Genomic DNA, 13264 nt, shown 5'->3' with positions numbered 1-13264 from the left:
CGCGGGGTCGGGCCGGGTCACGGTCGGGCGTCCGAGGCGGCGCCGCGCACGCGGTCGGCACGGATGAGGTCCGCGGCGATCCAGGCCAGCGCCATCGTGGGCGCGTTGTTGTTGCCCGAGGGCTGTTGGGGGAAGACCGACGCGTCCACCACGCGCAGGCCGGTGGTGCCGCGCAGGCGGAGCCGGTCGTCGACCACGTCGTGCTCGTCGGGGCCCATCGCGCAGGTGCCGAGGGTGTGGTAGCCGGCGTTGCCCTTGTTCAGCGCGTGGTCGAGGATCTGCTCGTCGGTCGTGATGCCGGGACCTGGTTCGAGTTCCGCCACGACGTGGTCGGCGAACGGCGGTGTCGCGAGGATCTCGCGGGCCTTGCGGACGACCTTGAGCAGGAGTCTGCGGTCGTGCTCGGTGCTCAGGAAGTTCGGTACGAGTTTCGGCGTGTCCGTCACCGAGGGGCCGGTGATGTGGATGTGTCCCCGGCTCGTCGGGTGCAGGGGGAAGGTCACGAACCGCGCGCCCGGGTGCTTGTCCACCACCAGGCGGCCGGTCATCGGGTTGGCCGTGGACGTGGAGATCGGGGTGAAGAAGCTCTGGGTGTCCGGGCGCCAGGACGCCGGGTCGGAGGCGTAGATCCCGGAGACGGCGAAACCGCCGTGGGCGATCAGGCCGTCACGGGTGAACAGGTACTTGAACCCGGTCCACATCTGCCGCGCGAAGCTGGAGGCCAGGTGGTTGTAGCCGCGGACCCCGTCCAGCCGCAGCTGGAACAGGACGCCGCGGTGTTCCCTGAGGTTCTCCCCCACTCCCGGACTGGCGACGAGCAGCGGCACGCCCGCCGCCGCCAGGACGTCCGGATCGCCGACTCCCGAACGCTCCAGGAGCAGCGGTGACTCGAAGGCCCCACCGCACAGCAGCACTTCGAGACGGGCACGGAAGGTGACCGCCTCGCCGCCGCGGCGCGCCCGCACCCCGATGGCACGGGTTCCCTCGAACAGGACCCGCTCGACCTCGGTGTGCGGCATCACCGTGAGATTGCGGCGGCGCCGGGCCCGCCGCAGGAACGCCCGTGAGGCGCTCACGCGCAGCCCGTGCCTGGTGTTCGACGCGACGTAGGACACCCGGTTGTTGTCGCTACCGTTCATGTCGTCCTCGAACGCGATGCCGTGCCGGTCCATCGCCTGGATCAGCTGCTCGCACACCGGCTCGGAGGGGCCGGCTATCTCGATCGGCACCGGACCCTTGTCACCGCGGAAGTAGGTGCCCCCCAGCGAGTGCGCTTCCATGCCGCGGTAGGCCTCAAGGAACCGCTGCCAGTTCCATCCCTTGTTGCCGGCCTCCTCCCACTGGTCGTAGTCGGGGGCCCAACCGCGGTTCCACACCATCCCGTTGATCGTCGTCGAGCCGCCGACGACCCGTCCGCGGTGCCAGACCTCGTGGGAACCGTCCGGGTAGGGCTCGGTCACGAAGTCCTTGGCGTACCTGGCGTCGGCGACCGTGTAGTAGAAACCCTTGGGCACCAGGTGGATCGGCGCACGGTCCGGCCCGCCCGCCTCGATCAGCAGCACCGACACGTTCCGGTCGGCGCTGAGTCTCGCGGCGAGTACGGACCCTGCTGCGCCCGATCCGACGATGACGTAGTCGTAGGTACCGCTGCTCACGTCTGCCATGGCATCTCGCTTCTTTCCGCGCCCGACTCCCAATAATCGTGGAGCATAATTAGAAAACTACATGACTCATTCGATCCCTGGCGACAGAGGCGGTAGGCGAGGGACTTCGCGGACACGGCTACGGCGTCGGGGAGTCCACGTTGAAGAGGGCCATGTTGCCGCCGTCGACGGCCAGGGACTCGCCCGTGATCTGGCGCGAGAGCGGTGAGAGGAAGAACAGCAGCGCGGCCGCGACATCGGCCGGGTAGGTCAGCCGCCCGGTGGGCGTCTTCGCGATGTTCGCGTCCAGCAGTTCCCGCGTCCACTTGGGGTTGGCCTGCGCGCGCGGGGTGCGTACCACTCCGGGCGCGACGGCGTTGACGCGGATGCCATGCGGGCCCAGTTCGACGGCGGCGGTGCGCACCAGTGACATCAGTGCGGCCTTCATCGCTCCGTAGGCCGCCAGTTTCGGTGAACTCTGCTTGCCCGCGACCGAGGCCACGAAGGCCACCGAGCCGCCCGTCCCGGTGCGCCGCCAGTACCGCGTGGCGTACTCCAGGGCCAGGTACGCGTGCTTGAGCACCACGTCGAGATGCCACTGCCAGTCGTCGTCGGTCAGTTCGGTGAGCGGCTTGTAGCGTGCCAGGCCGACGATGTCCACGACGCCGTCGAGTCTGCCCAGTTCCCGGCCGACGTGGTCGAACAGCTCGGCCATCGAGTCCCGTTCGGTCAGTTCACCGACCCAGGGCACCCCACCGACTTCCTTGGCCACCTCGTCCGCGCGGTCCTGTTCACGGTCGACGCACACGACTTTCGCGCCGTACGCGGCGAGTGCGTGCGCGGTCTGATGGCCGATCCCCTGACCGGCGCCCAGTACGACATGGACCTGGCCGTCCAGCCGCATCAGGGACGCATAGTCGGGGACGATGTTCGCGTCGGGCTCGACAGGCATGTGACGCCTTCCTATTTGACAGCGATCGGGTTGAGGGGGGAACCGACGGCGCCGGTGATCCGCAGCGGGGGCGCGGACAGGAAGAACTCGTACACGCCGTCGGCCGCGCAGGCCCGCGCGAGCGCGTCGAGATCCCAGATCTCACCGATGAGCACGCCGGCGTTGACGAGCATCACGACATGCATGCCGAAGGGCACCTCGGGCAGTGACTCGCACGGGACGACTTCGAGTCCCCAGGTGTCCGAGGCGACGGCCGCCACCTTGCGCGGCAGCAGGTAGTCGCAGGCGCTCAGTCCGAGGCCGGGCGCCGGTCCGGCCGCGTAGTCGCCCCAGAACTCCTCCCGGCGCCGGCGTGCCATGTGCCCGGTCCGCACCAGGACGATGTCGCCCTCGCCGATCACCACTCCCTGATGGTCGGCGCAGGCGGCGAGGTCGTCGTCCTGGACGGCCTGTTCCGGTTCGAGCCAGTCCACACCGTAGAAGCGTGGGAAGTCGAGGAGGACGCCGCGGCCGGTGGTCGTCTCCCGGACCTCGGTGATGCTGTTGTGTACGGCTCCCGCGCCGGTCACCGACTCGGGACCGTGCCCGTTGTAGGTGACGCCGTCGAAGAAGATGTGGCAGAAGGCGTCCCACTGCGTGGCCGCCTGCAATGGCATGTAGACGCCGTCGTCGGTCGAGCGCATCCCGTGCCGTGCGTTCTCCCAGTCCGCGAGCATGTCACCGCCGTGCCGGAACATGATGTGCTGCGGGTTGACCCGGGGACTGCCCGGACGCCCGGGGTTGGGCCCGGTTCGGTCGAAGGGTGTGGCGAGCGAGAACACCTGCCCGGTACGCACCAGGCCCGCGGCCTCGCGCACCTTGTCCGCGCCGATGTAGTTCGTCGAACCCCGCTCGTCGTCCGGCCCCCACCTGCCCCAGGTGCGGTGACGCTCCGCCATCGCGAGGACATCGGCTCTCGTATACGCGCGGCGGGGTGAGACGGCTCTGCGGGCGGCGATGGCGGTCTCCTCAATACTGTTCACGAGTACCTAATAATGTTCCAACATGTTATCATCAGCTTTGTGACCACGACAGCCCCCTCCGCCGCCCCGAACGCCGCCGAGATCGAGAAGGTGGCCCGCGACGTCGTCACCGCGCATCCGCCGCGCGACGTCCCGCTCACCGAGCTCATGGGTGCCTGGTACGACGCCGGACTCACCTGGGTGCACTTCCCGGAAGGCCTCGGCGGACTTCGGGCGCCGCGCAGTCTGCAGCCCGTGGCCAACCGGGTCATGCGGGAGGCGGGCGGACCCGAGCCACGTACCGTCAACACCATTGGGTACGGCATCGTCGCCGGCACGATCCGCCGCTACGCGAGCCCGGAGCAGGCATCCCGACTGCTGCGGCCACTCGCCACGGGCGAGGAGAAGTGGTGCCAGCTCTTCAGTGAGCCCAGCGCCGGCTCCGACCTCGCGGGGCTCGCCACCCGGGCGGTCCGGGACACCGACAGCGCCTCAGGGCAGGGCGAGGCCGGGGGCGACTGGATCGTCAACGGCCAGAAGGTGTGGACCAGTCTGGCGCACACCTCCCGCTGGGCCGTGCTGCTCGCGCGGACCGACCCGGACGTCCCCAAGCACAAGGGCCTGACCTACTTCATCCTCGACATGACCACCCCCGGCGTCGAGGTCCGCCCCCTGCGGCAGCTCACCGGCCGGGCCCAGTTCAACGAGGTCTTCCTCGACAACGTCCGCATCCCCGACTCCCAGCGCTTCGGCGCGGTCGGCGAGGGCTGGATCGTCGCCAACAGCACCCTGGGCGACGAGCGCACCTCCCTGGGCGACCGGGTGCCGGCGCGCGGCAGCGGCGTGATCGCCGACGCGCTCGAACTGTGGCAGGCCCATCCCGAACGTCACACCCCGGTCCTGCGGGAGCGGCTCACCCGGCTGTGGATCCGCGCCGAGACGCACCGGCTGACCTCCGACCGCACCCGGGTGGCGGCGGCCACGCAGGCCACGGCCGGGCCGGGCAGCGCCGTCACCAAACTGGTCGGCTCCGAACTGACCCAGCACGTCTACGAGTTCTGCATGGAGCTGCTGGGCCCGGCGGGCACGCTGATCGACACCTACTCCCCCGACGCCCCCGACGACGAGTCCGGGTCCACCGCGATCCAGCGGAAGTACCTCCGGTCACGGGCCACCACGCTCGAAGGCGGCACGTCCGAGATCCAGCGCAACGTCATCGGGGAACGTGTGCTCAAGCTCCCGCAGGAACCCCGTGCCGACAAGAAGATCCCGTGGCGCGACGTCCCGCGCTGACACCGACGCCCACCCGCGAGACACCCATTGGTTGCCATGACACAGGAATTCGAGTTCACGGACGAACTGGCCGAGCTGCGCACCATGGTGCGCGACTTCTGCGCCGAGGTCTCCCCGGAACCCACGGTCCGCGAAACGATGATCACGGACACCGGAAGCGACAGCGCGCTCTGGCGCCGCCTCGCGACCGAACTGGGCGTGCTGGGACTGGCCGTACCGGAGGCCCACGGTGGTGAGGGGGCCGGGCTCGTCTACCAGGCCGTCGTCGTCGAGGAACTCGGCGCCGCGCTGGTGTGCGGGCCGGTCCTCGGGACGGTCTGCCTGGCCATGCCCGCCCTGGCCGCGCTGTCCGACGCCGCGGTGCGGGCCGACTACCTTCCCGCCCTGGCCAAGGGCGAGCGCGTCGCGACGCTCGCGGTCCCGACGCACGGCGGCACCTTCTCGCCGGACCGGGTGACGGTCACGGCGACCCCCACAGAAACCGGCTGGACCCTGTCGGGTGCTCTGGCCCAGGTGCCCGACGGGACGACGGCGGACCTCCTGCTCGTCGCGGCCACCACCGGGTCCGGGGTCGCGCTGTTCGCGGTGGAGGGCGACGCGGAAGGCATCACCCGGACCGCGCTGTCCACCCTCGACCTCACCCGGCGTCAGGCCGACATCGTGCTCCACGACGTGGCGGCGCGCCGCGTCGCGGACGAGAGCGAGTGCCCGTCCGTCTGCGAACGGGCGCTGCTCGTGGCGTCCGCCCTGCTGGCGGTCGAGCAGGTCGGCGGCGCTCAGCGGATGCTCGACGCGACCGTCGCCCATGTACGTGACCGCCTGCAGTTCGGCCGGCCCATCGGCTCCTTCCAGGCGGTGAAACACCGGTGCGCCGACATGCTCGTCTCGCTGGAGCAGGCCCGGTCCGTGGCCTATCACGCGGTGTGGGCCCTGGAGGACGGCACGGACGACGCCCGGCTGGCGGTGAGCCTCGCCAGGGCCGTGGCCTCGGAGTCGTACCTGTGGATCAGTACGGGTGCCATCCAGTTGCACGGCGGACTGGGGTTCACCTGGGAGGGCTCTCCCCATCTGTACTTCAAGCGGGCGACCACCGACGCCCTGCTCCTCGGCACGGCCGGGGAACACATCGAGCACGTGGCGGCGCGCACGGTGGATCTCGCCGCGGCCACGGACTGACGGGAGTGCCCCTCATGGTGCAGCAGCAGAAGGAGTCGGTCGCATCCGTGGTCGACGACACTCCGCAGACCACCGCCCTGCCCGCCCACGGCCTACGCTGGGCGATCAAGTCCAGCTTCGTGGCGTACGTCGCCCGGATGCAGGACGGACGGGCCCATCTCGGCAACGGCGTCGCGGTGAACGAGTTCAACGAGATGATCTTTCCGCTGGACGAGGACGCCGCTTCCGGCACCGAGACGTTCGCCTTCGGCGGTGACGTCCGGTTCGTCGGCCACTTCGGAATGCTGTCCGTGCACATCGCCCTGCCGCGCATCGTCGTACGCGCGGGCGGCCGGGGCGAGTTGACCGTCCTGGATCCGGCGTCGAGGGACGGCGGACGACTGAGGCTGGTGACGTTCGACCTCACCGGCCGACGGACGGAGGGCGGGATCGAGCAGTGGCATGCCACCGACGTCCGCCTGGCGCCCGAAGGCGTGGAGCTCTTCGGTGACGTCTACGAGGCGGGCGAGCCGTTCGCCCCACTGACCATCACGGTTCCCCGACCGGAACGACCCGGCACACCCGAACGACCAGAAGGAAGCCATGGCTGAGGACATCGAGGCGCTGCGCGACCACATCGGCATCGAAGCGGCGCTTCGCCACTACGCCTACGGGCTCGACGAACGCCGCTGGGAGGCCTGGGACCTGGCGTTCACCGCCGACGCGGTCATCGACTTCACGCCGATGGGCGGCAAGCGCGAGACCCCCGCCGGGATGCGTGCCCGGCTGAGCAAGCCTGACCCCGCCTGGCTGTTCGCGCAGCATCCGCTGGTGAACACGGTCGTCGAGCTGGACGGGGACCGGGCGACGGCGTACTCGGACTATCAGGTGGAGACCGGGCGCCGCGGCGCCGGGGAGGGCGAGATCGTCCGTGTCTCCGGCGGTGGCTCGTACGTGGACCTCCTGATCCGCACGGAGGACGGCTGGCGGATCACCGAACGCCGGGTCTCGATGAAGTGGCGCGAGACCCGCACCGTACGGGACGAGATCACGCGCTGAGCGACGGTGAACGCCGACGGGTGAGTGCCGGGTGCTTCGGGAAGTCGAAGCACCCGGCACTCACCCGTTCCGCAGCTCGACCGCCGCTCGTCTACCGGTCCCAGCCGATCCAGTCGGCCAGCGCCCCGCCGAGCACCGCCGTTCGCTCACTGTCACTGAGCCGGGGTGTGTGATGCACGAAGGCGTCGACCAACTGCGGGTACGGGACGGGCAGTCGGGAGAGGTCCGAGCCGAAGAAGACCCGGTGCGCGCCGAAGGCGTCGACGAGCCGGTGGACCGTCTCGGTGACGGACGGGAAGGGGTGTTCCTCCCGTACGAAGCACGGCAGCGCGGAGGCCTTCACCGCGATGCCGGGGTACTTCGCGAGGGCGAGCAGCGGCTGGACGGCCTCGACCAGTGGTATCGCGGCGGACTCGACGGCCGCGTGGTCGACGGTGATCCTGAGACCCGGGTACCGCTGGGCGAGCCGTTCGTAGAGCGCGTGGCGGCCGGGGGCGTAGATGTTCAGCGGCACACCGAACCGCTGGGCGGCGGACCAGAATCCGCTGGCCGTGGCCGCCTCGACCATCCCGTCGACATCGCCCCGGTTGAGGGACATGCGGATGCCGTACATGCCGGCGGTCTCGCGCCAGTGCGCCAGTTTCTCGACCTCCGCCGGATCGCCGGTCGCGTACCGGCAGATGGCACCGAACCGCCGCGGGTGCGCCGCGGCGGCGGCGAGGGCGCAGTCGTTGCGCGAGCCCTCCCATGTCGGCCCGAGCAGCAGTGCTCCGGACACCCCGGCCTCGGCCATGAGGGCGCTGACCTCCGGCACGTCCAGCGGGACCGCGCGGTGCGGTTCTATGGCGTCCGGCGGCCACGGCCGCTCTGCGGTCGAGGCCTTCCACACATGGATCTGCGCGTCGATGATCATCGGTGCCGGTTCTCCGTCGCCGCCGGCGACGAGTCCGCCGTGGGGTACGCGTCGAAGTCGCTCATCAGCAGCTCGGCGTACTGCTCCTCGTGTCTGGCCCGTGTGAACGGCCAGATGATCGGGACACCGACTTCCTGGCTGTACCAGTTGTCGCCCTCGGAGTACGTCGTGCCGGGCAGCGCCTCGCGCACCTCGTCGACGAAGGCCTTGGTCGCCGCTTCCGAGGGCGCGTACCCCTGCCCGGTCTGCGCTATGACGTCGAACAGGCGCATCAGGTAACCGACCTCGTGGGCCAGCGTGGTGGGAATGGTCAGCGAGTTGACCGGGGCGAACGGGCCGCACAGCAGGAAGAAGTTGGGAAAGCGCGGTACGCCGATGCCGCGGAACGCGGTGACACCGTCGCGCCACGCCGCGTCCATCGTCAGCCCTTCGGGGCCTGTTACGTGCATCGGCCGCATGTAGGCGTGCGCGTCGAAGCCGGTCGCCCAGACGATGACGTCGTGGCGGTGGAGTGTGCCCTGCTCGTCCACGATCCCGTGCGGCTCCACCCGCTGGATCCCGCCGAACACCGGGTGGACGTTGTCCTGTTGCGCCACGCGGTAGTAGTCGGGCGTCTTCGCGATGCGTTTGACGCCGAGCGGCTCGGTCGGGGTGAACTTGGCGCGCAGCTCCGGATCCGGGATCTCGTCCTGCAGCATCTTCAGGAAGCGCCGCTTCATCTCCTCGCGGTCGGGTCCCGGTACGAGGCGCCAGGTCTCGTTGCCGTCGGTCTTCACCCGCAGCTCGGCCATCTTCCGGTCGTAGCGTCTGGCCAGGGGCGGGATGCGCAGGACGAGCTTCTCGGCGAGCGTGTACCTGGGGTTGTCCTTGACCTGCATCCACTGCGGTGTGCGGATGAAGTGGGTGACGTCGGCGCCCGTCTTGCCGAGCGCGCTGACGATCTGCACGCCGCTGGAGCCCGTGCCCACCACGCCGAACCGGACGCTCTTGTCCTTGAGGTCGAGGGAGTGGTCCCACCGGGAGGAATGGAACTGCTTGCCGAGGAATGTGTCCGCCCCCGGGACCTTCGGTATCGCGGGCGTACGCAGGAATCCGGTGGCGGTGACGACGATGTCGACCGTGCTCGTCGAGCCGTCGGCCAGGGTGAGCGTCCAGGCGCCGTTCTCCCACACCGCAGACGTCACCTCGGTGTCGAACTCGATGTGCGGCAGCAGGTTCTGGGCCTCGGCGAAGTCCGCGAGGTAGCGCCTGACCTCCTCGCCGGGCGCATACCGTTTGGTCCAGTGGTGTCCGCGCGCGAACGGGAACTCGTAGTTGCGCGTCAGTACGTCGACGTGCAGGCCCGGGTACGTGTTGGTGTCCCACGTCCCACCAGCGGCGGAGCGCTTCTCGTAGATCGTGAAGCGCATTCCGGCGTTCTTGAGGTGGTGCCCCATGAAAAGTCCGGACATGCCGGCGCCGACCACGGCAACCTGCAGCGGCTGCTTCATCCAGCTCCCCCATCCTGTTCGCCACATCAAGTTGTCTCTTAATAATGTTCCAACAAGATTAGCATGGGGTCGGATCAGGGATTGAGGTGGACATGTCAAGCATGGTCGGTGACCGGCGCACCGGCACCCCCGGAGCGACCCGGAGCCGCTCGGGGCCGCTCGGATCCCTTCAGCTCTTCGAGGCGGACGCCGGCAGGTCACGCAGGGCGGGGCCGAGCAGCTCGTCCAGTTGGGACCGGGCCGCTTCGAGGCGCCGGGTGTACGCGTCGGGTCGCGGACCGGCCTGCTCCGAACCGACCTGCTCCGAAACGGCCTTCACGTCCTGCACGCCCTGCACGCCCTGCTGCGCTACGGGCGACTTGGCGGCCGACCACAGTTGCCGCAGAATCGCCGCGGCCAGCTGGTCGTAGTCGATCTCGATGTCCGCCGTCGCACGACCGTCGTCCGCGACGGCGACAGGGCCCTGGGGCTGCGCCAGGAAGCTCTCGGTGGTCTCCTCGGACGCGGCGATCCCGTAGGTCCGCTTCCCGCGGATCTCCCGGACGATCTCCCCGTCCCGCTCCATGGCCGCGATCAGCTGGATGAAGGCGACGGCCGAACCCCGGTAGCCGATCGCCTCCTTGAGTACGGCCGATGTGTATCCGGACGGGTCCCGGACAGGCCCTGAGGTCACCAGCAACTGTCGGACCCGGGCTCGGGCGCTTCCGTCGCGTGCCATCAGGCGTGCCTCCACATGGTCGCCAAACCTGCTGAACAAGGGTAACGACAAGCATAAAGCATGCCTCCGACGCATCCGGGCCGCCGACACCCCGCCCAGCTTCCCGCGGATCAGGCCGGATCGCGCCGGATCCGGGCGGATACGCGGATTAAGGCAACGTAACCAAAAGATGTCAATGGCATCCCTTGACGCCCGAGTGTTGTGCTCCTTACTGTCCTGAGAAGTTCGCCGCAGCATCCAAAGGAGGACGGCCGTGGACATCAAGGGCATCTGGGAGCTGGCAGAGCGGGCCGCGGATCTGCTGCCGGGCGCCCCCTCTCCCGATGATGTTCTCGGCTGGCTCAGCTGGCGCGAGCTCGTCTGGGACACCGCGCACCGGATCGGCGAGATCGCCACTCCCGTACTCACCGAACTCGGCCTCACCGGCATGGACGACGCGAACACGACTTCGGTCTCGGCAACACAACTACTGCGCCTCGCGGTCCTGGTCCACACGAACTCGGGCGAGGTGTACGCGTCCGGTCTCCCGACGCCCTGACCCGCGCGCGTCCTCCACCACCCCTGCTCGCACGTCCTCAAGGAGGGCCCATCGTGACCAGCACTACCGTCGACGCCGGCCAGTACCACACGCTGAATCCCGCGACAGGCGAACTGGTGCGCTCGTGGAACGCGCTCGACGACAAGAGCGCCGAGGAGCTGCTGTCGCGCGGCCACGAGGCATACCTGGCCTGGCGGCAGGTGCCGATCGAGGAGCGGGTGCGGCTGTTCCGGCGGGTGGCCGAACTGATCGGCTCGCACGCCGAGGAGCTCAGCCGCCTGACCTCGCTCGAAATGGGCAAGCCCTTCAGCCAGGCGATACCCGAGGCGCACGGCGCGGCCGAGATGTTCACCTACTACGCGGACCGGGGCCCCGAGCTGCTGGCCGACGAGGTGGTCCCGGTGCCGGGCATCTCCCGTGCTGTCGTACGCCGCGAACCGGTCGGTGTCGTCCTCGGCATCGAGCCGTGGAACGCCCCGATGTACCAGGCAATGCGTGCCACGGCGCCCAACCTGATGCTCGGCAACACGGTCGTGGTCAAGCCCGCCGCGATCTGCGCCGGGTCCACGCTGCTGTTCGACGAGATCTTCCGCGAGGCCGGGTTCCCGGACGGCGTCTACCAGACCGGGCTTCTCTCCCGGGACCAGGTCTCGACCTTCATCGCCGACCCCCGGGTCCGCGGGGTGACGCTGACCGGCTCCGACCAGGCCGGGGCGATCGTGGGCGCGCAGGCGAGCCGCCACATCAAACCGGTCGTCCTGGAGCTGGGCGGCTCGGACGCGTTCGTGGTGCTGGACTCGGCCGATCTGGACAAGGCCGCGGCGACCGCCGCCACCTGCCGGCTGATCATCGGCGGGCAGGCCTGCGCCCTGCCCAAGCGGGTGATCGTGACGGAGAGCGTCGCGGACGAGTTCATCGCCAAGTTCGTGCCGCTCTTCACCGATCAGCAGATCGGGGATCCGTTCGACCCGAAGACGACGCTCGGCCCGATGTCCAGCAGGTCGGCCGCCGAGCTGTTGCAGGAGCAGTACCAGGACGCGGTCGACAAGGGCGCCACCGTGCTGGCCCCGGGCGGCATCATCGACGGCCCGGGTACGTACTTCCGCCCGGCGGTGCTGACCGACGTGACTCCCGACATGCGCCTGTACCACGAGGAGGCGTTCGGGCCGATGGGGCTGGTGTTCCGGGTGCCCGACGCCGACGCGGCGATCGCCCTGGGCAACGACACCAAGTACGGCCTCGGCGGTTCGGTGTTCGCGGAGGACCTCGACGAGGCGCAGCGCGTCGCCGCCGGACTCGACACCGGCGCCGTGGGCATCAACCAGTTCCTGCCGGCGCGCGTCGAACTCCCCTTCGGCGGCACCAAGTTCTCCGGCGTGGGCCGCGAACTCGGCCGTACCGGCATGGACCAGTTCGCCAACCTGAAGACGTACGCGCTGCCGTAACGACCAGTCGTAACGCACGCTCGTAGTGCGCGGTCGCAGGGCGCAAAGAGAACTCCCTCCTCCCCCGGGTGATCCGGGGGAGGAGGGAGTTCTCGTCGTACGCGGTCCGGGTGCCGAGCAGCCGGTCAGGCGCGGTCGGTCGAGGTCAGTACCTCGGCCGTGTCGGGGCTGCCCACCGCGCGGCGCCTGCGCAGCGCGATCCGCCAGCCGTCCGCGGCCCTGACCAGGTGCCACTCGTTCGTCGACGCGCTGAGCAGCTTCAGGTGCGGGCCGTCCTGATGGAAGATGAAGGAGTACCCGGCGGCCACCGCGGTGTCACCGCGCACCGTGACGGTCAGGTTGTTGCCCTGGAGGTGCAGGCTCCGGCCGGCGAACCCGTTGCCGTGCGCCGCGGTCCGGTCGGTGAGGAACGTCCGCATCGCCTCCTGGCCCTCCCACCGCAGGACCGCGTACGGGTCCTCGCTCCCGCCCTGGGACACGTCCATCGCACCGTCCTCGGTGAACAGCGCCAGGTACTCGTCGTCGAGGCAGGCGTCGGCGTAGTAGCCGTAGCGGGAGAGCAGTTCGCGGATCTCGCGCTCGTCCCGGAGCTCGCGGACCTGCTCCTCCAGTGCCGCCAGGCGGCTCTCGATGTCGCTCACCACGCGTTTCCTTCCGCTGTTCCTGTTCCTGTTCCTGTTGCCGGGGCGAAGACCGGGACCGGGCCGCCGTCCGGGTCCTCGAAGCGTGCCGTGACGGCCGCGCCGACCGGGTCGGCCGTACCGAACCCGGTCAGCCGGGTCAGCAGGCGCACCCCGCAGGTCAGCTCCACCAGCGCCACGTTGTACGGGATCCGCTCGCGCAGTGCGGTGTCGTACGCGCGGTGGTAGACCACTTGGCTCCATACGGTTCCGGTGGGTTCCACCGGCTTCCAGGTGAACCCGCGGCCCAGGCACTCGGGGCACACGCCCGCCGCGGGCCAGCGGACGAACGCGCAGTCGTCGCAGTGCTGGAAGACGAGTTCGCCCTGCGCCGCCCGGTCCCAGAACGGCGAGGCGTCCGCCGTGGTGGTGTCCAT

14 protein-coding genes are annotated in these 13264 nt (G+C 69.7%); 6 read left to right on the top strand and 8 right to left on the bottom strand.

Annotated elements, in window-relative coordinates; translation table 11 throughout:
* Positions 1–17 precede the first annotated feature (17 nt).
* The 3 genes from ACZ60E_RS04945 to ACZ60E_RS04935 all read right to left on the bottom strand — a co-directional run bounded on the left by ACZ60E_RS04945 (position 18) and on the right by ACZ60E_RS04935 (position 3617).
* Complete coding sequence (locus tag ACZ60E_RS04945; RefSeq protein WP_469438147.1) at positions 18–1664, bottom strand: GMC family oxidoreductase; 1647 nt, start codon at positions 1662–1664, stop codon at positions 18–20.
* A gap of 118 nt (positions 1665–1782) precedes the next feature.
* Positions 1783–2595, bottom strand: a complete 813-nt coding sequence (locus ACZ60E_RS04940; RefSeq protein ID WP_453790536.1) for an SDR family NAD(P)-dependent oxidoreductase — start codon at positions 2593–2595, stop codon at positions 1783–1785.
* An 11-nt stretch (positions 2596–2606) separates the two neighbouring features.
* Positions 2607–3617 carry a cyclase family protein gene (locus ACZ60E_RS04935; protein ID WP_469438145.1) on the bottom strand — a complete coding sequence of 337 codons (1011 nt, stop codon included), beginning with the start codon at positions 3615–3617 and terminating at the stop codon, positions 2607–2609.
* A 12-nt stretch (positions 3618–3629) separates the two neighbouring features.
* Between ACZ60E_RS04935 and ACZ60E_RS04930 the strand changes: the two genes are divergently transcribed.
* Genes ACZ60E_RS04930 through ACZ60E_RS04915 form a run of 4 tightly spaced genes read left to right on the top strand, consistent with a single transcriptional unit; the run spans position 3630 to position 7103 of the window.
* Positions 3630–4889, top strand: a complete 1260-nt coding sequence (locus ACZ60E_RS04930; RefSeq protein ID WP_469438143.1) for an acyl-CoA dehydrogenase family protein — start codon at positions 3630–3632, stop codon at positions 4887–4889.
* A 36-nt stretch (positions 4890–4925) separates the two neighbouring features.
* Complete coding sequence (locus tag ACZ60E_RS04925) at positions 4926–6065, top strand: acyl-CoA dehydrogenase family protein (protein WP_469438139.1); 1140 nt, start codon at positions 4926–4928, stop codon at positions 6063–6065.
* Between the two features lie 14 nt (positions 6066–6079).
* Positions 6080–6655, top strand: a complete 576-nt coding sequence (locus ACZ60E_RS04920; RefSeq protein ID WP_469438136.1) for an HtaA domain-containing protein — start codon at positions 6080–6082, stop codon at positions 6653–6655.
* A complete protein-coding gene (locus ACZ60E_RS04915) occupies positions 6648–7103 on the top strand; it encodes a nuclear transport factor 2 family protein (protein WP_469438133.1) in 456 nt (151 codons plus the stop codon). The genes ACZ60E_RS04920 and ACZ60E_RS04915 overlap by 8 nt, the downstream gene beginning before the upstream one ends.
* Before the next feature lie 91 nt (positions 7104–7194).
* Here ACZ60E_RS04915 and ACZ60E_RS04910 read toward each other — a convergent pair whose 3' ends face one another.
* The 3 genes from ACZ60E_RS04910 to ACZ60E_RS04900 all read right to left on the bottom strand — a co-directional run bounded on the left by ACZ60E_RS04910 (position 7195) and on the right by ACZ60E_RS04900 (position 10224).
* Positions 7195–8016, bottom strand: a complete 822-nt coding sequence (locus ACZ60E_RS04910) for an amidohydrolase family protein (protein ID WP_453790542.1) — start codon at positions 8014–8016, stop codon at positions 7195–7197.
* Positions 8013–9506: a flavin-containing monooxygenase gene (locus tag ACZ60E_RS04905; RefSeq protein ID WP_469438130.1), complete on the bottom strand. Its 1494-nt coding sequence runs from the start codon at positions 9504–9506 to the stop codon at positions 8013–8015. Before ACZ60E_RS04905 ends, ACZ60E_RS04910 begins: the two co-directional genes overlap by 4 nt.
* Before the next feature lie 169 nt (positions 9507–9675).
* A complete protein-coding gene (locus ACZ60E_RS04900; RefSeq protein ID WP_469438128.1) occupies positions 9676–10224 on the bottom strand; it encodes a hypothetical protein in 549 nt (182 codons plus the stop codon).
* Between the two features lie 253 nt (positions 10225–10477).
* On the opposite strand from ACZ60E_RS04900, the gene ACZ60E_RS04895 reads away from it, so the two are divergent.
* Positions 10478–10762, top strand: a complete 285-nt coding sequence (locus ACZ60E_RS04895) for a hypothetical protein (RefSeq protein ID WP_384812669.1) — start codon at positions 10478–10480, stop codon at positions 10760–10762.
* A 53-nt stretch (positions 10763–10815) separates the two neighbouring features.
* Positions 10816–12207, top strand: coding sequence for an NAD-dependent succinate-semialdehyde dehydrogenase (locus ACZ60E_RS04890; RefSeq protein WP_469438125.1), 1392 nt, complete (start codon positions 10816–10818; stop codon positions 12205–12207).
* A 125-nt stretch (positions 12208–12332) separates the two neighbouring features.
* On the opposite strand, the gene ACZ60E_RS04885 is transcribed toward ACZ60E_RS04890, so the two are convergent.
* Both ACZ60E_RS04885 and ACZ60E_RS04880 read right to left on the bottom strand, forming a co-directional pair.
* On the bottom strand, positions 12333–12848 hold the full coding sequence (locus tag ACZ60E_RS04885) for a nuclear transport factor 2 family protein (protein WP_384812675.1): 516 nt from the start codon (positions 12846–12848) through the stop codon (positions 12333–12335).
* On the bottom strand, positions 12845–13264 hold the full coding sequence (locus ACZ60E_RS04880; RefSeq protein ID WP_469438123.1) for a Zn-ribbon domain-containing OB-fold protein: 420 nt from the start codon (positions 13262–13264) through the stop codon (positions 12845–12847). The genes ACZ60E_RS04885 and ACZ60E_RS04880 overlap by 4 nt, the downstream gene beginning before the upstream one ends.

The organism is Streptomyces sp. NPDC102514 (genome assembly GCF_055584525.1).
The sequence above is the reverse complement of the archived record's forward strand: the minus strand, read 5'-3'. Positions and strand labels throughout refer to the sequence as shown.